Here is a 23,010-nt window from a genome sequence, read left to right as displayed (position 1 = left end):
ATGTCCCGAATGGATGGGATATCCTTTTTATTGTTCAGAATTTGTTCAGAAGGTCCTGATAATATATATAAGGTTTTAGATAGACAAATAAAAATTAATACATTTGAGAGTTTATTATTCCTATAGATAAGAATTAAAGCTAATCTTGAGTATTTGTTTATCTAGCAATATATATTGAAAGGAGAAAATAGGTTGAAGAGGATAAGTATTAGTTTTCTACTGTTTGTTTTTATTATGCAAACAGTAATGAGCAGCATTCTTTTACCTTCATCAGTATTAGCAATAGAACTGGATGATAATCCGATAATAGATGTGAATCTATTGGATGAGCAAGGGAATGCTGTTAATCTAGCAAATAAAGTTACGTTAGACTCCAAACTGGATTTGAAATATCAATGGTCTCTTGCTGATATCGATGTATCAGAGGGTAAAGCATTATCATTTCAAATACCTTCAGAGCTAACAGTGACTGAAGAGAAGCAAGGACCTTTAGTAACAAGTGATAATCAATCAGTTGGAGAATATAGTATCACCACCCAAGGGATTGTCACTCTCCATATTAACGCAGAGGAAGAAACTACAGAGGCTTATAACGGATTGCTTTCTGTACCAGTAAAGCTAAATGCAGAAAAGATAAAGGGTGACGAGAAGTCTCTCTCTATTCCATTTACTTTAAGGGAAGGAAGTAAAGTTATTGAGGTTGGTTTAGAATCTATCCAAAGCCAAGAAGAAAAGGATAGCTCAGGTCAGGAGAAAGCTCCTGAAACAGAAGAAGCGTTAAAAGAAGAGCAACCTAGTGATAGTGGTCAACAAGAAAAGGATATAACTGATTTACCACTAGAAAATGAAAGAAAAGAAGTAAATATAAGGGAAATTAAAAGTTCAAATATAGAAGAGAACATCCTTGTAAAAGCAGAGCTTACTTACGAGGATGAGAATGGAAACAATCTAGAAAGGCCTAATAAGAACTCCTACATTGGTGTTGATTATACGTGGAAACTTCAAAATGGCCATGGTTATAAGGATGGGGCTACCTTCACGTTTACATTACCTGAGGAGCTAGAGGTTTATAATATAGTAGATAAAGAGGAAATACGATTCAATAATCAAGTTATTGGTCATTTTTCGGTAGCGGAAAATGGAATAGCAACTATTGTATTTAATGAATTTATTGAACAATATTCTAATATAGAAGGCACGCTTAAAGTATGGACAAAGTTAAGTGAAGAGCTTGTTGTCAATGAAGAAAAAACAGTCACTATTACACCTATTAAAGACAGCAACTCAATAAAGATTCCCATTGAATACACTCCGAATGGACCAACAGTGACAAAAAGCGGGCTCGCAAATAAAGCATATAATGCTAATAGCATTTCATGGACGGTTGATTTTAATAAATCTTTAGAAAATCTGGAGAATGCTGTTTTAAGTGATCCCATTCAAACAGGCCAAGAATTAAAAGCTGGTTCTATAAAATTATTTCATTTTAATACAAAATTGAATGGTCAAATGACGTTAGGGGATGAAGTAGATCCATCCTTATATGAAATAGGAAAAGCAGAGGATAACAAAGATTTCACTATTAAGTTTAAAAATACAATAGGAACAGCTTATCGATTAGTTTATGAAACTACTATTACAGATGAAAATCAGAAGAAATTTGATAATAAAGCCATCCTTCTTTCAAATAATAATCCGAAGGGTGAAGCAGCAGCATCTGTAAGTGTAAATAGAGGAAGTCATCTAGAGAAAAGTTCGACTGGCTATGATGCAGATAAGCAAAGCATTAGTTGGGAAATCAAATATAATTACAACGAAAAAGCAATTAAGAAGGATCAAGCAATTTTAAAAGATCTATTTACAAATAGTCAATCCTTAATGAAGGAATCATTGAAGATTTACAATGTCACAATAGATGAAGACGGCAAAGAAAGTGTGGGAGAAGAAATTCCCGCATCATCATACACGCTACAAGAAATAAACGAAGATAATAAAAATGGATTCAAGTTAAGTTTTAACAACGATATCCAGACAGCTTACAAAATAGTATATCAGACTAAAGCGATTGACCGTGTATTTGAGGGAGAAACGATTAAAAATACAGTTATATCCCCCAATGAAACAAAAGAGGCTTCAAGGAATATTGGGCAGCGTATCTTATTTAAATCACATGGAACACCTAATTACAAAGATAAGAGTATTGACTGGACCATAACATTTAATCACGATCAGTATGAGATGAACAATGTTAATTTAGTAGATATATTTGTAAATGAAGGATTGACTTTAGACAAGGATAGTCTAGTTATAAAAAGTGGAGAAAACACATTAGAATTAGGCAAAGACTATACGCTTGCTGAAACAAGTGATGCAAAATTTTCCATTAAGCTTTTGCATCAGATCGATCACATGACGACTATAAAATACAAGACATTCTTCGACTATGAAAAACGACAAGACAAAACGCATAATTACCTTGAAAATAAGGGTGTATTGACATGGATTGATGAAAATGGTGAAGAAGCGGAAAAAGAAGTAGTATCTAGGTTTACTCCGGACAGTTTTACTCAATCCAATGGCTTTAAAAATGGGAATTATGATGCAATTACGAAAGAAATTACGTGGAACGTTGGAATTAATTATAATGAAAAGCTGCTGCGCAATGCGGTAGTAGAGGATTATATTTTAGGAAACCAGCGCTTAGTAGATAATTCCATTGAAGTCTTTAAAATGAATTTAACAGGTGGTTCCAATGGAATAGGGAAAGGGGAACTAGTTCCAAGTGAAGACTATTCTATATCCTACAAGGAAGATGAGAATGGTAATAAAGGATTTAGAATTGAATTTAAAGAGGAAATTCAATCCGCCTATTATATTACCTATAAAACTAGTTTAAAGGATTTAGCGTTAGTAAGTTCGAAATATGATAATAAAGCAGTTTTATATGATGGAGAAACAAAAGAAACCGAATTATCTGCATCTGTTAGTATCCCGCATGGTGGTACTTATATTACGAAGGATGGAACGCAATCCGGAAAACTAATTGATTGGAAAGTAAATATCAATTTTGCCCAATCTCAGATAATGAATGCGAGCATTGAGGATATTCCTAGTCCAAACCAAATGTTATTAAAGGACTCTTTTCACCTTTATTCAACTAATGTAGATTCGAAAGGGAATGTAACAAAGGGGGAAGAGCTGGTTCAAGGAAAGGACTATTCTCTACAGCTTGAGGAAGATCCAAGTTCATTTAAACTAGTGTTTCTGAAAGAAATAAATGAACCTCATATACTTGAGTATCAGTCATATATCCAGGCGAATGTAAATGATGCAGTTAGTAATGATGTTTCTATTACAGGAGAAAACATCGAACCAGGGCAAATCTCGTCCACAGAGAAAGTTGTTATAGTCAAAAGAACAGCTGGTATGGGAGATGGAACTGGAGTGCTTGCAAACTTGAAAGTTGTTAAAATCGATGCAAGCAGTCAGGAAAAATTACAGGGAGCTGCTTTTTCACTTGTTGATAAGCAGAGTGGCATTACATTAAAAACAGCGGTCACTGATGACAAGGGAGAAATCCTTTTTGACAAACTGCTTTTTGGTGATTATGTCTTAAAAGAAGATAAAGCACCAGAAGGATATTTAACAGGCATTAATGGAGAACAAAATATAACAATTGAAAAAGAGAATAGCGAAATAACGATAAAGAACCAAAAAATAATCAAAGCCGTACAGTTAACGAAAGTGGATATGGCCTCAACAGATACTACATTGGCTGGAGCTACTTTTAAGTTGTTGAAGAAGGTTGACGATAAGTTTGTTGAATTAGAAACATTGACAACAGATGGGGAAGGCAAGTTATTTAGAGACAACCTAGAGCCTGGAGAATACCAGTTTATAGAAACGAAAGCACCTAATGGATATGAGCTTAATGAGGAACCGATAGCTTTTACTATTAAGGAAGATCAAACGAAGGCGATAGAACTAGTAGCAAAAAATAAAAAACTCGGTTCTGTAGAGTTAACGAAACTAGATATGGATGACAAGCAAACGCCGTTAGCGAATGCTGTATTCCAGTTGTGGAAAGACGGGGAGCTTTTAACCTCGAATCTTACAACAGATGAAAAAGGGCTCCTTTTTGTAGAAAATCTTAAACCTGGATCTTATCAGTTTATAGAAACTACAGCACCTGATTATTATAAGCTGGATTCTAAGCCCATTGACTTTACGATTGAAGATGGTAAAACAGATCCAGTTAAGGTAACAGCCTATAATGAGTTAGTTGAGGGTTCCGTTGAATTAACAAAAGTGAATCAGGCTGATTCAAAGGAAGCATTAGCAGGAGCAGAGTTTGAACTCCGCAATGAAGCAGGGGAACTAATTGCGGAAAAACTAGTAACAGATAAATCTGGTAAAATAACGGTTGATCAATTAAAACCAGGAAAATATCAGTTTATAGAGGTAAAAGCACCAGCTGATTTCCAATTAAATAGTGAACCAATCAGCTTTACGATTTCCAAGAGTAAGACAGCAGCTGATGCAGAACAAGTAAAAGTGACAGCAGCAAATACGTTGATCCCAGGCTCTGTTGAACTGACAAAAGTAGAGAAGGATGATCATTCGATTGTTTTAGCAGATGCTGTATTTGAGCTGCAAGACAAAGATGGAAATATAATCAAGTCTGATCTTATAACAGATGAAGAAGGAAAAATTTTAGTAGAAAATCTGGTACCAGGCACTTATCAATTCATCGAAAAACAGGCTCCTTTTGGCTATGTATTGGAGAAGGAACCAGTTATTTTCGAGATAGAAAGAGGGCAAACGGAAGTACTATCCATTCAAGTTGAAAATGAATTAATTCTTGGAGCGGTTGAACTTCTTAAAGTAGATGCGGATAATGATATGATGCCATTAAAGGACGCTGAATTTGAATTACAAGATCAAGAAGGTAATAGCATCAAAAGCGGACTAATCACCAATGAAGAAGGAAAAATATTCATTGATGGCTTAAAACCAGGCAACTATCAATTCGTTGAAACAAAACCGCCATTTGGCTATAAAAAAGTGGAAAGCCCAATTAGTTTTGTTATTGTTAAAGGACAAGAAAAACCACTATTGAAGGTAGTAACGAATGAACTAACATTGGGTTCAGTCGAATTAACAAAAATAGATGCGGACAATCACAATCTGGTCTTAGAAGGTGCGGAGTTTGAACTTCAAGATAAGGAAGGAAAAACGCTGCAAGAGGGATTAAAGACAAATGAAGAAGGGAAAATTCGCATTGACGGCTTAAAACCAGGTAGCTATCAATTGGTTGAAACGAAAGCGCCAGTTTACTATCAATTAAATGAAAAGCCAATAATTTTTACAATCGAAAAAGGACAAGAGAGAGCATTGGAAGTGACTGCCGAGAATAGCCTTATTACTGGATCGGTAGAATTAACGAAATTAGATGCTGATCAACAAGATCAATATTTAAGTGAAGCCGAGTTTGTCCTTCAGGATGATAACGGTCATATCTTGTTCGAAAAATTGGTAACAAATAAAGAAGGAAAAATTGTAGTAGAAAATTTAAAACCAGGAAATTACCAGTTTGTAGAAGTGAAGGCGCCGAAAGATTATGTTTTAAATAAGAAACCCGTAGCTTTCACTATTTCTAAAAGCGAAACAGCCGCAGATGTAAAAGTAGTAACCGTTTCTGCATTTAACGAACTAACACCAGGTTCAGTTGAGCTGACGAAAGTAGATGCAGACGATGAGAATCTTGTTTTAGAAGGAGCGGAGTTTGAACTTCAAGATACGGAAGAAAAAACACTGCAAGAAGGATTAAAAACAGATAAAGATGGAAAAATCTACATCGATGGCTTAAAACCAGGGAAGTATCAACTAGTAGAGACGAAAGCACCAACTTACTATCAATTAAGTAAAAAACCAATTGTTTTCACCATTGAAAGAGGACAGACGAAAGCATTGGAAATAACAGCTGAAAATAGTTTAATCACTGGTTCAGTGGAGTTAACAAAAGTAGATGCAGATGATAAGAACCTTCGTTTAGAAAACGCTGAGTTTTCGCTGCAGGATATCGAAGGTAATACGATACTAGGTAACTTAAAAACAAATAAAGATGGAAAACTTCTAATTGAAGGGATAAAGCCAGGCAAGTATCAGCTGGTAGAGACGAAAGCGCCAGTTTATTATCAACTAAACAATAACCCAATTGTCTTTACGATTGAAAAAGGGCAAGAACAGTTATTGGAAGTAAAAGCTGAAAATAGCTTGATAACTGGTTCAGTAGAATTAACAAAAGTAGATGCAGACGATAAGAACCTTGTTTTAGAAGGAGCGGAGTTTGAACTTCAAGATACAGAAGGAAAAACACTGCAAGAAGGGTTAAAGACAGATGAGGATGGAAAGATCCGAATCGAAGGCTTAAAACCAGGGAAGTATCAATTGGTAGAAACGAAAGCACCTGCTGACTATCAGTTAAACGGCAATCCGATTGTCTTCACGATTGAAAAAGGACAAGCGAAGCCATTGGAAGTAGTAGCGGAGAATAGCTTAATACCAGGTTCAGTAGAATTAACAAAAGTAGATGCGGACAATAAGAATCTTGTCCTAGAAGGGGCAGAATTTTCACTTCAAGATACAGAAGGGAAAGTACTGCAAGAAGGGTTAAAGACAGATAAGGATGGAAAAATCCGAATCGAAGGCTTAAAACCAGGGAAGTATCAATTGGTAGAAACGAAAGCACCAGCATACTACCAGTTAAACAGTGATCCGATTGTCTTCACAATTGAAAAAGGACAAGAAAAACAATTAGAAATAACGGCCGAGAACAGTTTAATTACTAGTTCAGTAGAATTAACGAAGGTAGATGCTGATCAACAAGAGCAATATCTGAGTGGGGCTGAGTTTGTCCTTCAAGATGATAAAGGCAATATCCTGTTTGAGAATTTAGTAACAAATGAATCAGGTAAAATCCTAGTTGAAAATTTAAAACCAGGAAATTATCAGTTTGTAGAAGTAAAGGCACCAAAAAATTATAATTTAAATAAAAAGCCTGTTCCTTTTACAATCTCAAAAAGCAGTACAGCAGCAGAAGTAAAGAAAGTGACAGTTATAGCAACAAATGAATTAACACCAGGAGCAGTAGAGTTAACAAAAGTAGATGCAGATAAGAACGATCTTGTTATTGGAGGAGCAGAGTTTGCGCTTCAAGATATGGAAGGGAAAAACCTTCTAGAAGGGTTAATAACAGATAAGGATGGGAAAATCCACATCGATGGCTTAAAGCCAGGGAAGTATCAATTGGTGGAAACGAAAGCACCAGCTTACTATCAGTTAAACAGCGATCCGATTGTCTTCACGATTGAAAAAGGGCAAGGGAAGACATTGGAAGTGAAGGCCGAGAATAGCTTAATACCTGGTTCGGTGGAACTAACAAAAGTGGATGCCGATCAACAAAACTTACCATTAAGTAATGCGGAATTTGTGCTGAAAGATAGCCAAGGGAATGTTTTAATCGAAGGCTTAGTGACAAATAAAGCAGGTAAAATTCTGGTAGAAAATTTAAAACCAGGTGATTATCAGTTTGTGGAAGTGAAAGCGCCGAAAAACTATGATTTAAATAAGCAGCCAATCCCTTTTACTATCTCCAAGAGTAAAACATTAGCTGATGTAAAAATGGTACCAATCACAGCAACTAATGAATTAACAGCAGGAGCAGTGAAATTAACAAAAGTAGATGCAGATGACAAAAACCTTGTCTTAGAAGGGGCGGAGTTTGAACTTCAAGATACAGAAGGGAAAGTACTCCAAGAAGGCTTAAAGACTGATGAAGATGGAAAAATCCTTATCGAAGGTTTAAAACCAGGGAAGTATCAATTGGTAGAAACGAAAGCACCAGCTTACTATCAATTGAACAGTGAGCCGATTACCTTCACCATTGAAAAAGGGCAAGCAAAAGCATTGGAAGTAGTAGCCGAGAATAGCTTAATACCAGGTTCGGTAGAATTAACGAAAGTCGATGCAGATGATAAAAACCTTGTCTTAGAAGGAGCGGAGTTTGAACTTCAAGATACAGAAGGAAAAGTACTCCAAGAAGGCTTAAAGACTGATGAGGATGGAAAAATCCTTATCGAAGGCTTAAAACCAGGGAAGTATCAAATGGTAGAAACAAAAGCGCCAGCTTACTATCAATTAAATGGAAAACCAATAACTTTTGTGATTGAAAAAGGTCAAGAGAAAGTGCTGAAGGTGACTGCTGAGAACAGTTTAATTACCGGCTCAGTAGAATTATCAAAAATCGATGCTGATCAACAAGATCAATTTCTAAGTGAAGCAGAGTTTGTCCTTCAGGATGATAACGGCAATATTTTATTTGAAAAATTGGTGACAAATAAAGAAGGAAAAATTTTAGTCGAAAATTTAAAACCAGGAAATTACCAGTTTGTAGAAGTGAAGGCGCCAAAAGGCTATGTTTTAAATAAGAAACCTATAACTTTCACTATTTCTAAAAGCAAAACAGCCGCAGATGTAAAATTAGTAACAGTTTCTGCGATAAATGAGCTGACTCCAGGTTCAGTAGAATTAACAAAAGTAGATGCAGACAATAAGAATCTTGTCTTAGAAGGAGCGGAGTTTGAACTTCAAGATACAGAAGGGAAAGTACTCCAAGAAGGCTTAAAGACAGACAAGGATGGAAAAATCCGCATCGAAGGCTTAAAACCAGGGAAGTATCAAATGGTAGAAACGAAAGCACCAGCTTACTACCAGTTAAATAGTGATCCGATTGACTTCACTATCGAAAAAGGACAGGCGAAGACATTAGAACTTATGGTCACTAATAAGTTAATATTGGGAAGTGCAATAGTGAAGAAGGTGGACGAGAAAACAAATCAACCATTAGAAAATGCACATTTCAAGTTAACTGATAAACAAGGTAATATCATCATGGAAGAGGGAATTAGCGGAAGAGATGGCAGTTTAGAATTAATAGATTTATTGCCTGGTGAATATCTCTTATTTGAAACGAAAGCACCTAATGGCTATAAGAAATTATCAGAGCCAATCATGTTTGAAATTACCAAAGGGCAGCAAGAACCAATTGTTGTTATAGTAGCAAACGAAAAGGTCGTTTCCGGAGAACAGAAACCAACGAAAGAGTCTGACGATGAGAGTGGTACTAAAGGGGAAGATTCTTCTGGTTCGAAAAATAACCCTGGAAAGACGCTTCCTGATACAGCAACAAGTTACTTCAATTACATTTTAGCAGGAGTGCTCTTAATAGGTTTTTCTGTTTTAATTAGAATTAGAAAAAGAGGAAATTAAGAAACAGAAATCTACTATCTTCAACGTAAGCTAATAATAGAGAAAGCAGCTGAATTGTCAGCTGCTTTTTTTAGTGTGCTAGAGATAGCAACCATCTAATCGATGTAAGTTCTCTTTAGCGGGATTCCTTCTGTGCTATTTTCCCGACACTCGATTTCATAGGAGTAATTAATACCCATTAATTACTTTTATAAAGATATATCCTCTTATTCGTTTTAATAGGTTTTTAGAGGGAATCGGTAGAATGTCCCTTAATAGGAAGCTATTTTTGCTTTGGATAGTCGAACATTACTAAAAGCGATTCCTCCTAATATTAAGGCAACACCGATCCATTGCAGCATGCCAACCTGTTCTCCTAAAACAAATGCAGACATCGAGACAGCTACAGGAAGCTCAGAAGCTGTTAAGATAGTGCCAAGTCCCGGTCCAATTTGTGGCATTCCAATAGAATAGAGCAGAGGCGGAAGAACTGCACCGAAAACTCCAAGCAGCAATCCATATGGTGCTACCCCTATTAACGTGGAGAAATCCATTAAATAAACCGGTGGAAATACTAGAAAAACAACGAATAAGCCACCTACGGAAAGAAGGCCGCTCTTTAGGAGAGGAGCAGTGTTCTTTCCGACAGATCCGCTAAGAAAAATAAAAGTAGCAAAGGTGAAGGCAGAAAGTAATCCCCAACCGGCACCTTGCCAGGAAATATCCATGCCCCCTTCTAAAGAAATGCCTCCTGCGAGGACAGAGCCGAATAGAAGAATAATAATCGAGATGACCTTCTCCTTTGTAGGCTTTTTCTTATAAATAACCATTTCGAAAAGCGTGCCAATCCAAACAAATTGAAACAGTAAAATAATTGCAAGGGAAGCATTTATTGTTTGTAAGGATTGATAATAGAAAATTCCTGTCATCCCAAACGGAATACCAGATAATAAGAGTTTAATAGCTTGCATGAACGTTACTTTATATTTCTTTGTAAGTAATACAAGAATCCATGTAATGGCTGTACCAAATAAATATTGTGCACCTGTTACTTCAGCTGCCGAAAATCCAGCAGCATAGGCAAGTTTAACAAATGTAGACAAAATTCCGTAACAGCAGCCACCTAAAAAAACGATTAAAGCATAATTCCATTTTGCCAAAATAAATTTCCTCCTTTTCAACATAAAAAGCCACACAATTGTCAAAAGACAATCGTGTGGCGAAAATAGAGTTTCCTCTAGAAAAATCCACGTCCTACACCAGGTTTTATTATTACATTCCTCATTTATTATAAGAACAAGCCTGCTCGTTGTCAAAGGGTTAGAAAGAGAAAAAGAGAATAAGTTCTAGCGAGGGTTAACTAAGGATAAAAACAAGAAATCTGTTAAGAGAAAAATTCAACCTTTTTTAGCTAAAAAGGGAAACGGAAGAACTTCTCTTGCTTCCCTTTATGAAATGTATGTGAATTAGTACACAAACAAGGTTTTTTCGAATCGATGTGGAGTACAATAAGGGGAGAAAAAGAATTTGAGGAGTGAATTGAAATGTGTTCTGATGATCAAGCGTTTTCAGGTGTTGATGGAATTGTAAATGAGCTTCATGTAAATCAGGTACAGAATACTAATTTCTATGGAGCGGGAGGGGATTATTCAAATGGGATACATCTGCAAGTGCAGCTAAGTTCCAAGCAATATTCAAATCTATTAAAATACGGATACTCAGGTAAAAAGAACAATGTCTATTTCGCAGTAAGATCGAATAATCATGTCCATCTCTATGCGGCTTCTACAGAAGATATTAACAAACTTTTAGAAGTGATCAGTAATTAAGGGAAGCAGAAGGAGGGTTCTAGTGAGATCATCCGACTCATAAGAACCGTCCTTTTATGTACCAATCTGATATATCTTTCTTGGTCTTCCTCTTGTAAGAGGAACTTCTTCGCCGATTATTTTGGCTAGTCCTTGTTCTTTTAAATTTGTCAGTATTCTTCTAGCATTTCTTGGTGTCATTTTGAGCCATTCAGCTACGTCTGATGCAGTTATTGCATGTTTTCCAGTATTTTTTTGGATAGAGATCAATTTGTTATAGGTGCTAATAGTCACTCCTGCTTTTTTGAGTTTATTGCTAAGCTCTTCATCTGTCACCCTGTAATTAAATCCTATGGTTTGATTTTGCTGAAGTGGACCAGTAATATTTCCTTTATCATCGACAAGAAAACCGGTATAGGTTCCATATGCCTCTGCATGTTCCAGTGCTAGAATGGCGTTTTTCTCCGCAATCATGGCGGTGTCCCCATAACCAATTCCGACATTTGCTTTAGAATCTGTAAGCAGCTCTATCTGAGAAAGAAGGGAAATTCCTTGTTGACCGTTTCTTTCAATCGAGCCCCTTGTCGAGAAAATAATAAAGCTGCCGATACCTGTCGTAATAAAAGACCCTGAAACAGATTCAGCAAAATCTAATACGGAATTTTGGATTTTTAAATTTAATCGATGTAAATCATAGGAAATCGAATCCTTTGCAGCTGTATCCATCATTTCCCCAATTTTTATCATCATGACTGCAATTTGGGAATTACGGAAATGGAGTTTTTCCCATTTTTCAAACCCTTCGCTAATCGTTTGTTTAATATTCTCTTTTGTGGCAGTCACTCGATAGACAGGAATATTCAGCGAAACAAGCTTGTCATAAACGGAGCGAAGGGAGGTGATGCAAATATCTACTTTCCTATTCCGAAAGAGATTAGTATGATATTCAACAATGTCATTGGATGAGAGTCCGACATTATGTAATAAATGTAATTGGTCTAAAGGAATATGGTTTTCCTGATAAAGGTCGATAAATTGCTGTTTAAAAAAACTATCGATACTAATTTTTTCAATGTTTTTTCCATCCTTATAAAGAATATTTAATAGGATGATGGCAATAGCGCCTTGATTAAACCGTGGATAAAAAAATAATTGCTGCTGGTGAAATTTTTTCGTCAAATGGTAAGGGGTATATCCTGAACATATCCAAAAATCAACAAATTGCTGCTTTTGTTCTACAATTGCTACCGAGTCACTTGGTTCGTTATAAATACATGGAATAACTTCTAGAGTGGGCTGGAATTCTTTAGCGATATTCATTATTTTCTGGACCGAGTCTTTTGGGCCGAGCAGCCCAGCTTTTGCTTTCATGATTGCATTGCCTCCGACTATTTTTTCCTCGAGTATACTATAGGAAATAAATAATGAGCAAACTGAATTTCCGTAATAATTCTGTAATAATTGGAGAGAAAAATTATGTCAGATAATCTTACAGGGTTTTTAACATGTGTTATTGACTTTGATATTTTGTCTCTCTATACTTTAATTTAAGGGTTAATTAAGGAAATATTCCGAATTTAACAAAAGAATAAAGGGGGAGGAAAAATGCAAGATATCATTACATTTGCGGCGACTGGTGATTCCTTTATCACACGTAAGCTTCCAGTCAAAACTGCATCCTATAAAGAAATTGCTGGAATTATTAATCAAGCTGATTTTCGATTTACGAATTTAGAAGTCACACTTCATCATAATGAAGGTATTCCCGGAGCAGAAAGTGGAGGTACTTGGGCGATGGGGTCTCCAGAACTTCTGTCTGATTTAAAGAATTATGGATTTAATACCCTTGCATGGGCGAATAATCATACCTTGGATTATTCTATTGATGGATTGAAAGCGACAGAAAAATACTTAAATAAGTCAGGCTTTGTACATGCAGGTGCTGGACAGAATTTGGCCTATGCGAGTGAACCCAGATATCTAGAGACAGATCCTGGCAGAGTTGCCTTAATATCAGCCACATCCACCTTTCATGAGTCATGGGTAGCAGGAGAGCAACGCCCAGATATGATGGGAAGACCTGGCATTAATCCACTACGTTATAAAACCACCCACCAGATTACACCTGAAAATATGAATACTTTAAAGCAAATAGCCTCAACCACTTATATAAATGCAGCTCAAGAATTATCCATTAAAGAAGGCTTTCTTTTAAGAAGAACCGATGGGATTTTTTCTTTTGGAGACTACTTATTCGAAGAAAGCAAAGAAGAAGGACAAACGACTACACCGGATGAAAGAGATATGGAACGGATCATAAGAAGTATTAAACAGGCCAAAAGACAAGCTCGCTATATTATTGTAAGTATTCATGCTCACGAAATGAGAAAAGGAGATAAGGAACTACCTGCTCAGTTTTTGGAGAAGTTTGCTCGAAGATGCATTGATGAAGGAGCACATGCTGTCATTGGTCACGGTCCGCATGTATTAAGAGGAATAGAAATTTATAAAAATCGTCCGATATTTTACAGCTTAGGTAATTTTATTTTTCAAAATGACACTGTACCTTATTTACCAACAGACTTTTATGAAAAGTATCAATTAAGTCATACGGATAATGTCGCAGATGCACTAGATAAAAGAAGTAAAAATAACACAATTGGGTTTGGGACAAATCATAAAATTTGGGAATCGGTTATTCCAGTTTGGACAATGGAAAAAGGTGAATTATCAGAACTAAAGCTCTACCCAGTGGAATTAGGCTATGGGAAGAAAAGATATGAAAGAGGCTGGCCGGTTCTATCCGATAATCAGGACATATTGCAAAGACTTGCTAAACTTTCTGAGCCATATGGTACGCAAATCAATCTAGAAGGAAATATAGGGATCATTCGTTTAAAAGAGCATACAACCGCAATTTGAAAAGACAGAATATTTTTAAAATAGAGGAAAAAGCTTTTAAGTTCTTAATAAGGAGTGTATTTCAATATAAGATGTCCATTTAGAATGGATCGATGTAAGCAGGAAGTGCCTTCGGAAATTACAAATTAACGATAAACATGTTGTTGCTTTTCATTTATATGATTGATTAAAAAGTGAGAGAGGAGTGCAGATTTCATGACAAATGTTGAGCAGAAAACAGAGGGGGTTACCAAGAAGGTGGGGCAAGTATATAAACTACTTGCTGAGAATGAGCAAGTCCAAAAAGCACTAGAGTTTTTAGAAGAGGATAATGAAGCAACAACTGAGGAACAAATTGAACTGACGGAAATAGAGGCACCAACTTTTGAAGAAAAGGAAAAAGGAGAATGGTATAAAAAGAGATTAGAAGCGTTAGGTGTTAGGGAAGTAACTACAGATGAAGTAGGAAATGTTTTTGGTGTGCTGCCAGGAAGCGGGAAAGGTCCTTCCTTAGTTGTTTGTGCTCATTTAGATACCGTGTTTCCAAGAGGGACAAATATAAAGGCAGTCCGCAAAAACGGATTAATTTATGCTCCGGGGATTTGTGATGATGGAAGAGGGTTAGCTGTTGTTTTAACCATTATTCGAGCGCTTGCTGTGGCGGGGATAAAGACAGAAGGGGATCTTATTATTGGTGCCACAGTGGGGGAAGAAGGACTGGGAGATTTAAGAGGGGTGAAATCATTATTTGAAAGTCGTCAAGATATAGATGGTTTTATCTCGATTGAGCCTGGGGATCCAAGTCGTATCACTTATTTAGGCACAGGAAGCAAAAGATTTAATGTTTTATTTAAAGGACCTGGTGGGCATAGCTTTGGGAATTTCGGTATTCCAAGTCCCATTCATGCATTAGGGCGAGCAATTGCCAAAATTTCTGACCTAGCGACACCTATTGAACCAAAGACGACGTTTAATGTAGGCATGATAAAGGGAGGAACATCTGTTAATACGATTGCGGAAACAGCGGAAATGCTAGTTGATTTACGTTCGAATTCACAAGAAGAACTTGAAATAATCGAAAGTAAATTTTTACATTTGATGGAGCAAGCAAAAGAAGAAGAAAATGCTCGCTGGAATGTGGAAGCACAAGTTAGTCTTCAGATAGAAAAGGTAGGTGATCGTCCAGCGGGATCACAAGATAAAAATAGTGTCATTGTGCAAGCTGCTCAATGTGCGACAGCAGCGCTAGGGTTTGAACCGATTCTAGATCAGGCGAGTAGCACTGATTCGAACGTTCCTATTCATTTAGGGATTCCAGCCTTAACGCTCGGCGGCGGTGGGGAAGGTGGAGGATTCCATACATTGCAGGAATACTATAACCCTGCCGGCGCTTATACTGGGGCACAAAAAATATTATTAACAATTCTCGGCTTAGTTGGATTAGAACAGGTTACCGCTCCACTATTGGAGAAAGGTAAATAAAATCTTAAATGGCTGCTTAACTTTGGTAAGCAGCCAAGTGTAGCTAATCGAGGTATTAAAGAAACGGCTGAAGTAGTGGCAAGATCCATTTGAAAGGCTTAGGAGCAGATGGAGAATTAGTCGCAATAGAAGAAAATCCGATTGATCAATAATGGGGAAGTGACTCTTTTTCGTCAAAAATTCGTTACGGTATGCAAGAGGGATCGCTAATAATAAAAGGGCTCTTCTTGATAGAATGGTGCTATGCAACATATTAAGCAGTAGTTGAAGAACTATCGATTAATCTGATTTTTTTTAGTACTTTTAATAAGTAAAGTTTTTTTTGTTAATATTATGATGAATATAAATATTAGGATTTTAAAATAAATGCTTTAGAAAGGGAAAGCATGTTGAAGAAAAAAGTAGTTTTGATATTTGCTTTAGTAATTCTGTTAATAGGAGGCTGCTATTATTTATTTATCTATTTTCCTTATCAATCTTCCAAAGATTTTTTCGGCTTCCCCGTTCCTAGAAATGCTGAAATAATTAGAGGAAATGAAACGACAAAAACTTATAAATGGTCAAGCGCATCAGAAGAACATGGTATTCCCTTTGGATATGCAAAAGCCATACAATTATATGGTTGGAAAAAGGGAGAACAAGAGGGAGCTTTGGTTTATTATAGCAACGGAGAGCATCAAATCATATTGATTTCTTTAACAGAAATAATAAGCATCGAAAAAGTAAAGTAAGAAAATAAAGGAAAAGTGAAATGGAGAAAAAGAGCTATTCTAAATGGAGTTGTGGCTTTTTTGGGAGTTAAAATATATAAGTCTAACCGACGGCATAGGTGGAAAAAATACAAGAATCGACTATAAAATATTTTTCCAAATAAATGAAACTAATTAGCTCTTTAAAACGTATTCTTAAGTAGCAATTGTTAAACAATAGATGTGGAGGTGTAAAAATGATATTTTTATGGCTATTTGCCCCAGTGGTAATTGTGGTGGGACTTGTACTATTTTTCGCAAAGAAATCTGGAATGACTGCACCTGACGAAAATAAACAAGCAGATAAATTAGGAGAAATAGTCCATTATAATCGAGTTAATTCAAGTAGTGGTCCAGGAGGAAATAGTTGAATAAATGAGAGTAGAAGAAGCAAAAGGACAGTTCTTGTGAGAATTTATAATAATCACAAGAACCGTCCTTTTTGTGAAGTGGAGGGCGGGGAGTACTAGAACCGTCCCTCCGAGGTCATTACTTAATCACGACATATTCTAAATTAACTAGTTTTGCATAGGTGATAATTTGATCGGTTGTTAGGTTTAGAGAAACGACTGTATGGTGGCCGCCACCGTTTTCGATCCATGCCTTAACGCCGTCTTGAAAATTTGGTTTGATATTCCATAATACCCGAGCTACTGGAAGATTTGGGGCTGGAACGGTTGGTTCGAATGCGGATACTTCATTGATTAAAAGCTTGTAATGAGTACCGAAGTCAGCCATGGAAACAACAACTCCATCTCCTGCTTTTCCATCAAATACTAATCGAGCTGGATCCTCGCGATTGCCAATCCCTAATGGAGATACAATAATTTTCGGTTTATTGCTTGCTAAAGTTGGATCGACTTCGAGCATATGTGATTGAAGTGCGGCTTCTTGACCAACTGCTAATTCATAGGTGTAATCCTCCATAAAGCCTGTTGACTCGTTATGGCTCATTACTTTTAGAAGGCGATCAAGTGCAGCGGTTTTCCAATCGCCTTCGCCGGCGAATCCATAGCCTTGCGCCATTAAACGCTGGACAGCAAGACCAGGGAGCTGTTTCATGCCATATAAATCCTCAAAGTTTGTGGTAAAAGCGTTGTATCCACCTTCATCAAGGAAGCGTTTAATGGCAATTTCATAGCTTGCCTGCACTTTTACGCTAGCTTCCCAATCTTCCTTATTATAGCTTCCGTAGTCAAAGTCATATAGTTCTTCATATTGTGCAAATAAATCATTTATTTCATTTTCGTTTACTTCATTTACATATTGAACAAGGTCGCCGATTCCAAAATAATCAACGGTCCAGCCAAATTGTATTTGTGCTTCGATTTTATCTCCTTCTGTCACCCCGACATTACGCATGTTGTCGCCAAATCGCGCAACCTTAATTTGAAAGCTTTCGTTATAAGCGACAGCTACGTCCATCCAATCAGCAATTTGCTGCTGTACTTTTGCGCGCTGCCAGTGGCCAACCACTACTTTATTTTGTTTTTTCAAACGTGCATTAATGAAACCGTACTCTCGGTCCCCATGAGCTGCTTGATTTAGATTCATAAAGTCCATATCAATTGTATCCCATGGAATGCTTTCATTGTATTGTGTTGCTAAATGAAGCAAGGGCTTTTGTAATAGCTTGGTGCCGCGAATCCACATTTTCGCAGGGGAGAAAGTGTGCATCCAGGTGATAACACCAGCTACTTCATCTCGGTAGTTAACTTCTTTCATCATCTTTGTAATGGTATCTGCGCTCACTGCTAAATCTTGCAAAACAAGCGGATAAGGGAGCAGACCACTTTCATTTAAAGTGTCTGTCATTGTTTGTGCATGGGCTTTGACTTCCTTTAACGCTTCTTCGCCGTATAGATGCTGGGATCCTACAACAAACCAAAATACTTTATTAGTTGACATGCTATTTCCCTCTTTCTAATAATAGTTTAGTAGCTTAATATTACTTTTGACCATAATAAGCATTCTTTCCATGCTTTCGTAAATAGTGTTTATCCAAAATACGCTGCGGCAATTCTTTGGAAAAATGGTTTAATTCTCTTGTAAATAAATTCATCTTGGCCACTTCATCCAACACGACACTGTTCATAACAGCTGATTTAGCATCTTTTCCCCAAGTGAAGGGACCATGACCATGCAGCAAAACGCCAGGGATTGCTAAGATGTCTAATCCCCGTTCTTCGAAAGTTTCAATGATTACTTTACCAGTCTCTGCTTCATAACCACGATCAATTTCTTCTTGTGTTAAAAAGCGAGCACATGGTACAGCACCATAAAAAGTATCAGCGTGTGTAGTTCCCAGAGCGGGAAGATCAAGTCCTGACTGAGCCCAAATGGTTGCCCAAGTGGAATGAGTATGGACAATTCCGCCGATTTCTTGATAATGTTTATAAAGAACAGCGTGAGTAGCTGTGTCAGAGGAGGGATTCAACGTTCCTTCTACAACATTTCCCTCTAAATCTATTACGACCATATCGCTTGGCTGCATTGTTTCATAATCAACCCCGCTAGGTTTAATCACGAATAAACCACTTTCGCGATCAATGGCGCTGGCGTTTCCCCATGTGTATTTCACGAGTCCCTGCTTAGGTAATTCCAAATTTGCGAGAAAAACTTCCTCTTTCAGCTTTTCTAACATGTAAATCCCTCCAATTATCCTTTAAAGAATCAAATTTTCGATTGCAGCTTTTTCGATTGCTAGCCCTTTTTTATAGCGTTCGATAAATTCTTCAAAGCCTTCTACGTCAAAGCGGTCTGGATAAATCGTCTGTTTATCTACCTCTTTAAATACTCTTTTGTCGAGATAATCTTCTAAACTATCATGCTCGTTATTATTTAACATATAAGAAGCGAGAATAGCGATTCCCCATGCGCCGCCATCTCCAGCAGTATCCATGACAGAGACAGATGTGTTCATTGCAGCTGCCACAATTTTTTGTCCCACGACAGGCGTTTTGAATAAACCGCCATGTCCTAAGATGCTGTCTATGGTAACATTTTCTTGTTTGGTCAAAATATCCATTCCGATTTTTAAAGCTCCAAAGGCCGTAAAGAGATGGGTTCTCATAAAGTTTGCTAAATTAAAATTGCTCTCTGGCGAACGGACGAATAAGGGACGGCCACTTTCTAAACCAGTGATATTTTCACCTGAAAAATAGCCGTAGCTTAGCAATCCGCCACCATCTGCATCCGCTTTCAAAGAAGTGTTTAATAAAACATGGAACAATTTGTCCATTTCTACCTTTTGTCCCATTGCTTCTGAAAATTCGCGGAATAGGCGCATCCAGGCATTTAAATCACTCGTACAGTTATTGGCATGGACCATTGCAACTGGAGATCCATCTGGAGTTGTGACAATATCAATTTCTGGGTGAACGGCTGAAAGGTCTTTTTCTAATACAATCATGGCAAAAACAGAAGTTCCAACGGAGACGTTTCCAGTCCGTTTCTTCACGCTGTTGGTTGCAACCATCCCTGTACCGGCATCTCCTTCTGGAGGACATAGGGGAATACCTGGTTGTAAATTCCGTGAACGATCCAGAATTTTTGCGCCGATTTCTGTTAATTTTCCGGCTTGTTCTCCGGCTATAGCGACTTTTGGAAGGATATCCTTCAGTTTCCAAGGGTATTCTTTTGCAGCAATTAATGCATCGAATTGTTCTATCATTGATTCATTATAATCTTGCGTTGTTTCATCAATTGGGAACATACCGGAAGCATCGCCAATGCCGATGACCTTTTGACCAGTTAATAACCAATGAATATATCCAGATAAAGTAGTAATATGGTCGATACGCGGGATATGCTGTTCATTATTCCAGATAGCTTGGTAAAGATGTGCAATACTCCATCTTTCTGGAATATTGAATTGGAATACATCAGTTAATTTTTTTGCAGCAGTACTTGTGGTAGTATTGCGCCAAGTTCGAAATGGAACAAGTAGTTCACCAGTATGATCAAAGGCTAAATAGCCATGCATCATCGCAGAAAACCCGATCGAACCAACTGTGCGAATAGTTACCCCATAATTTCGTTCAACCTCTTGTTTCATTTCACTATAAGCTGTTTGTAAACCAGTAATAATGTCCACTAAATTGTACGTCCAAAAACCATCTTCTAAAAGATTCTCCCACTCATAACTTCCAGTTGCGATGGTTTCAAAACGGTTGTTAATTAAGACAGCTTTGATTCGCGTGGAACCGAATTCAATTCCAAGTGAGGTTGCCCCCTCAACAATATCTTGTTTGGTATTTGCTCGATTATTTTTCATATATTCCCTCCTTGACAGCGGTTTCGTAATCAGTGGAGATAATGGTGTTTATTAATATCATTTTTATACCTATACTTTATAATGTGTACGTACATTTGTCAAATGTATTTATAGATGTTCATACAAATAAAAAGAATTATGAATAGCCTTATTACTATTAATACTAGCCTGAATATAAATTTATGTATATTCGTATAAAAAATTGTCGGAAAAGTAAAATGGCATTAGCTGTGTTTAATTTGTATGCACTAATATGCATTGTTTTGTTTCTGTAGCAGTTATGCTAAAATATGACCATACAAATACCAGATCGTCATTACATTGAAGGAAGTGCATTAAATGAAATTAAAGTATCAGATCATCATTGATGATATAAAAAGTAAAATTCTTTCTGGAGATTATCAGGTTGGAGAACAAATTCCTACTGAATCAATCTTGCAGGAAATGTATAAAGTTAGCCGTCATACGGTGCGAAAAGCAATCTTGGAATTGTCTAATGACGGATTTCTCCGAAGTGAAAAAGGATCTGGTACCTATGTAAGTAACTACTATCAATTAAAAGGGAATGGAAAATCCAAAAGGAAAACAATTGGTGTTATTACTACCTATATATCTGATTATATCTTCCCTTCCATTATTCGAGGAATTGAAAGTCGGTTAAATGCAGAAGATTATTCTTTATTATTAGCAAGCACAAACAATGATGTGGAACAAGAAAAGAAGGCATTAGAAATGATGCTGGCATTTGGAGTAGACGGTTTAATTGTTGAGCCGACAAAAAGTAATTTATACAATCCAAATATTGCTTACTATCTATCCTTTAAAGAGCAAGATGTTCCATTCATTATGGTCAATGCCTATTATGAAGAACTAGAAGTGCCATTCTTCTGTCTTGATGATGTGAAATCTAGCTATCTTGCAACAAATGAATTAATCGCAAAAGGGCATACAAAAATTGGCCTTATAGCAAAAATGGATGACTTACAAGGAAAGTTTCGTATGAAGGGATACATAAAAGCATTAGGAGAAGCAAAGCTGCGTTTTCAAGCAGAGCATGTTTATTCTTTTACAACCGAAACAAAGCCTGATTTAAATGTAAAATTAAAGGAATTTCTACAGGAAAACATGGATGGAATGACAGCGATTGTCTGCTATAACGATGAGGTAGCGTTAGAGGTTGTTCATGTATGCAGAAAACTGAACATCGCCATTCCAGACCAATTATCGATTATTGGTCAGGACAATTCCTATATGGCAAAAAACGCTAATATCAAGTTGACTACTTTAACACATCCGCAAGAAAAAATGGGACAAGATGCAGCAGAATGGATCATTAAGAAACTACAAGGCAAAAAAGATTTGAAAAACGAAAACTATTATCAACCAGAACTCATCCAAGGAGAAACAGTGAAAGGTCTGATATAGGATGCAGAGTGGCGGTTTCCACGCAAAAAGGTTCCCCAGCCCTAAAGGAAAAGGACTGGGGGAATATATAAGTAATTAACCATTTTGGGGAAAGGGAGAGCTTTACTATATTTGCAAAATAAGCTATTTCGTTTTTAAAGTGATTAGTCCAATGCTCGGAGTATTGAATAATCGAAATGAAGCAAACCATGGACCAGTTACCCCTAACCCACCATTTACATATTGTGTATGATTTTTTACAGTATGAACCCCTGTTACATTTACCTTTCCTGGAAATAATCCATAATTCGGTGCATAGAGAGGACCGATAATTGGTAGTTTGAATTGGCCGCCATGTGTATGACCATTAATGCTCAAATCCCAATGTCTCCATTCTTTATCGGTATCCTTTAAAGAGGTTATCCGATAATCATGGAGTGTAGTGCTTTCTTTATCAATTTCTGTAGGGCGATGCGAGATTTCAATGGTGAAAGGCTCGTTCTGCTGTAGGTAACGAAGCTCAAATTCTTTCCTTGCTTCTATTAAGTGATAGGGGATTTTATCTGCCCCTACTTCATTTATTCCAGCATATGGATTGGTTTTTAACCAAATAGACTCATCACCTTTTTTTAGTTCCTGACCAGGATATAATGGCTTCACTCCATATTTCATAAATAATTTATAAAATGGGTTGCTTTTTGTCAGTGCTGCTGTACTATTATCAGCATCTTTGTCTCCTAAAATATAGTACATTTCTTTCTTTTGTGGCATTCCTTGTAATAGGTGTTCGAGTGGTTGTAAATTTTCTTCTTCGGAAATATAATCCCCTGTGAAAACAACTAAATCATATTGTTGCTTTTTTATTAAATGAATCAGCTTCTGCTGATCTTTTCCGAATTCCTTTCCTTTCAAATCAGAAATCTGTAAAATATTGAAATGATCAAATGCTGCTGGCAAACGGTGGTTGACAATCGTTACCTTATCTACTACCACGCGATTGTTATCCCAAATAATTCCTATAATTAACAAGGTGAGTGCTGTCATTATAACCCAAAAAGGTTTTAGCTTTTTCATTTCTATT

General features: G+C 36.8%; 13 protein-coding genes. 7 read left to right on the top strand and 6 right to left on the bottom strand.

What is annotated here, in order from left to right; genetic code table 11:
* Window positions 1–192 precede the first annotated feature (192 nt).
* Complete coding sequence (locus tag NSS71_RS16240; protein WP_341151823.1) at window positions 193–9,330, top strand: SpaA isopeptide-forming pilin-related protein; 9,138 nt, start codon at window positions 193–195, stop codon at window positions 9,328–9,330.
* A gap of 251 nt (window positions 9,331–9,581) precedes the next feature.
* Here the strand turns inward: NSS71_RS16240 and NSS71_RS16235 are convergent, their stop codons facing one another.
* Window positions 9,582–10,469 (bottom strand): EamA family transporter, encoded by an 888-nt coding sequence (locus NSS71_RS16235; protein WP_172865225.1) that lies wholly within the window; start codon window positions 10,467–10,469, stop codon window positions 9,582–9,584.
* Window positions 10,470–10,853: 384 nt separating this feature from the next.
* Here NSS71_RS16235 and NSS71_RS16230 point away from each other — a divergent pair, with 384 nt between their 5' ends.
* Window positions 10,854–11,138 (top strand): hypothetical protein, encoded by a 285-nt coding sequence (locus NSS71_RS16230; protein WP_047942107.1) that lies wholly within the window; start codon window positions 10,854–10,856, stop codon window positions 11,136–11,138.
* A 54-nt stretch (window positions 11,139–11,192) separates the two neighbouring features.
* On the opposite strand, the gene NSS71_RS16225 is transcribed toward NSS71_RS16230, so the two are convergent.
* Window positions 11,193–12,488, bottom strand: coding sequence for a hypothetical protein (locus NSS71_RS16225; RefSeq protein WP_341151822.1), 1,296 nt, complete (start codon window positions 12,486–12,488; stop codon window positions 11,193–11,195).
* Window positions 12,489–12,722: 234 nt separating this feature from the next.
* On the opposite strand from NSS71_RS16225, the gene NSS71_RS16220 reads away from it, so the two are divergent.
* The 4 genes from NSS71_RS16220 (at window position 12,723) to NSS71_RS16205 (ending at window position 16,620) form a co-directional block, all read left to right on the top strand.
* Window positions 12,723–14,039, top strand: a complete 1,317-nt coding sequence (locus tag NSS71_RS16220) for a CapA family protein (RefSeq protein WP_061798172.1) — start codon at window positions 12,723–12,725, stop codon at window positions 14,037–14,039.
* A gap of 195 nt (window positions 14,040–14,234) precedes the next feature.
* Window positions 14,235–15,500, top strand: coding sequence for a M20/M25/M40 family metallo-hydrolase (locus tag NSS71_RS16215; RefSeq protein WP_047942110.1), 1,266 nt, complete (start codon window positions 14,235–14,237; stop codon window positions 15,498–15,500).
* Between the two features lie 386 nt (window positions 15,501–15,886).
* Window positions 15,887–16,231 (top strand): hypothetical protein, encoded by a 345-nt coding sequence (locus NSS71_RS16210; protein ID WP_047942113.1) that lies wholly within the window; start codon window positions 15,887–15,889, stop codon window positions 16,229–16,231.
* A 215-nt stretch (window positions 16,232–16,446) separates the two neighbouring features.
* On the top strand, window positions 16,447–16,620 hold the full coding sequence (locus tag NSS71_RS16205; protein WP_156485407.1) for a hypothetical protein: 174 nt from the start codon (window positions 16,447–16,449) through the stop codon (window positions 16,618–16,620).
* Between the two features lie 118 nt (window positions 16,621–16,738).
* Here the strand turns inward: NSS71_RS16205 and araA are convergent, their stop codons facing one another.
* Genes araA through NSS71_RS16190 form a run of 3 tightly spaced genes read right to left on the bottom strand, consistent with a single transcriptional unit; the run spans window position 16,739 to window position 20,525 of the window.
* A complete protein-coding gene (gene araA, locus NSS71_RS16200; RefSeq protein ID WP_047942115.1) occupies window positions 16,739–18,157 on the bottom strand; it encodes an L-arabinose isomerase in 1,419 nt (472 codons plus the stop codon).
* Between the two features lie 40 nt (window positions 18,158–18,197).
* Complete coding sequence (locus NSS71_RS16195) at window positions 18,198–18,893, bottom strand: L-ribulose-5-phosphate 4-epimerase (RefSeq protein ID WP_047942116.1); 696 nt, start codon at window positions 18,891–18,893, stop codon at window positions 18,198–18,200.
* A 21-nt stretch (window positions 18,894–18,914) separates the two neighbouring features.
* Window positions 18,915–20,525: a xylulokinase gene (locus tag NSS71_RS16190; protein ID WP_061798167.1), complete on the bottom strand. Its 1,611-nt coding sequence runs from the start codon at window positions 20,523–20,525 to the stop codon at window positions 18,915–18,917.
* A gap of 339 nt (window positions 20,526–20,864) precedes the next feature.
* On the opposite strand from NSS71_RS16190, the gene NSS71_RS16185 reads away from it, so the two are divergent.
* Window positions 20,865–21,950: a GntR family transcriptional regulator gene (locus NSS71_RS16185; protein ID WP_061798165.1), complete on the top strand. Its 1,086-nt coding sequence runs from the start codon at window positions 20,865–20,867 to the stop codon at window positions 21,948–21,950.
* A gap of 123 nt (window positions 21,951–22,073) precedes the next feature.
* Here NSS71_RS16185 and NSS71_RS16180 read toward each other — a convergent pair whose 3' ends face one another.
* Window positions 22,074–23,003 carry a metallophosphoesterase gene (locus NSS71_RS16180; protein ID WP_047942120.1) on the bottom strand — a complete coding sequence of 310 codons (930 nt, stop codon included), beginning with the start codon at window positions 23,001–23,003 and terminating at the stop codon, window positions 22,074–22,076.
* Between the last annotated feature and the right edge of the window lie 7 nt (window positions 23,004–23,010).

The sequence above is a fragment of the Niallia sp. FSL W8-0951 genome (assembly GCF_038006525.1).
In the GTDB taxonomy this organism is placed as follows: domain Bacteria; phylum Bacillota; class Bacilli; order Bacillales; family Cytobacillaceae; genus Niallia; species Niallia circulans.
Note: the sequence above shows the minus strand (reverse complement) of the source record. Positions and strands in the feature narration are given on the sequence as shown.

Coding starts and splice junctions, on each gene's coding strand:
- NSS71_RS16230 (WP_047942107.1), top strand. CDS start 10,854: ATGTGTTCTGATGATCAAGCGTTTTCAGGTGTTGATGGAATTGTAAAT.
- NSS71_RS16225 (WP_341151822.1), bottom strand. CDS start 12,488: ATGAAAGCAAAAGCTGGGCTGCTCGGCCCAAAAGACTCGGTCCAGAAA.
- NSS71_RS16220 (WP_061798172.1), top strand. CDS start 12,723: ATGCAAGATATCATTACATTTGCGGCGACTGGTGATTCCTTTATCACA.
- NSS71_RS16215 (WP_047942110.1), top strand. CDS start 14,235: ATGACAAATGTTGAGCAGAAAACAGAGGGGGTTACCAAGAAGGTGGGG.
- NSS71_RS16210 (WP_047942113.1), top strand. CDS start 15,887: ATGTTGAAGAAAAAAGTAGTTTTGATATTTGCTTTAGTAATTCTGTTA.
- NSS71_RS16205 (WP_156485407.1), top strand. CDS start 16,447: ATGATATTTTTATGGCTATTTGCCCCAGTGGTAATTGTGGTGGGACTT.
- araA (WP_047942115.1), bottom strand. CDS start 18,157: ATGTCAACTAATAAAGTATTTTGGTTTGTTGTAGGATCCCAGCATCTA.
- NSS71_RS16195 (WP_047942116.1), bottom strand. CDS start 18,893: ATGTTAGAAAAGCTGAAAGAGGAAGTTTTTCTCGCAAATTTGGAATTA.
- NSS71_RS16190 (WP_061798167.1), bottom strand. CDS start 20,525: ATGAAAAATAATCGAGCAAATACCAAACAAGATATTGTTGAGGGGGCA.
- NSS71_RS16185 (WP_061798165.1), top strand. CDS start 20,865: ATGAAATTAAAGTATCAGATCATCATTGATGATATAAAAAGTAAAATT.
- NSS71_RS16180 (WP_047942120.1), bottom strand. CDS start 23,003: ATGAAAAAGCTAAAACCTTTTTGGGTTATAATGACAGCACTCACCTTG.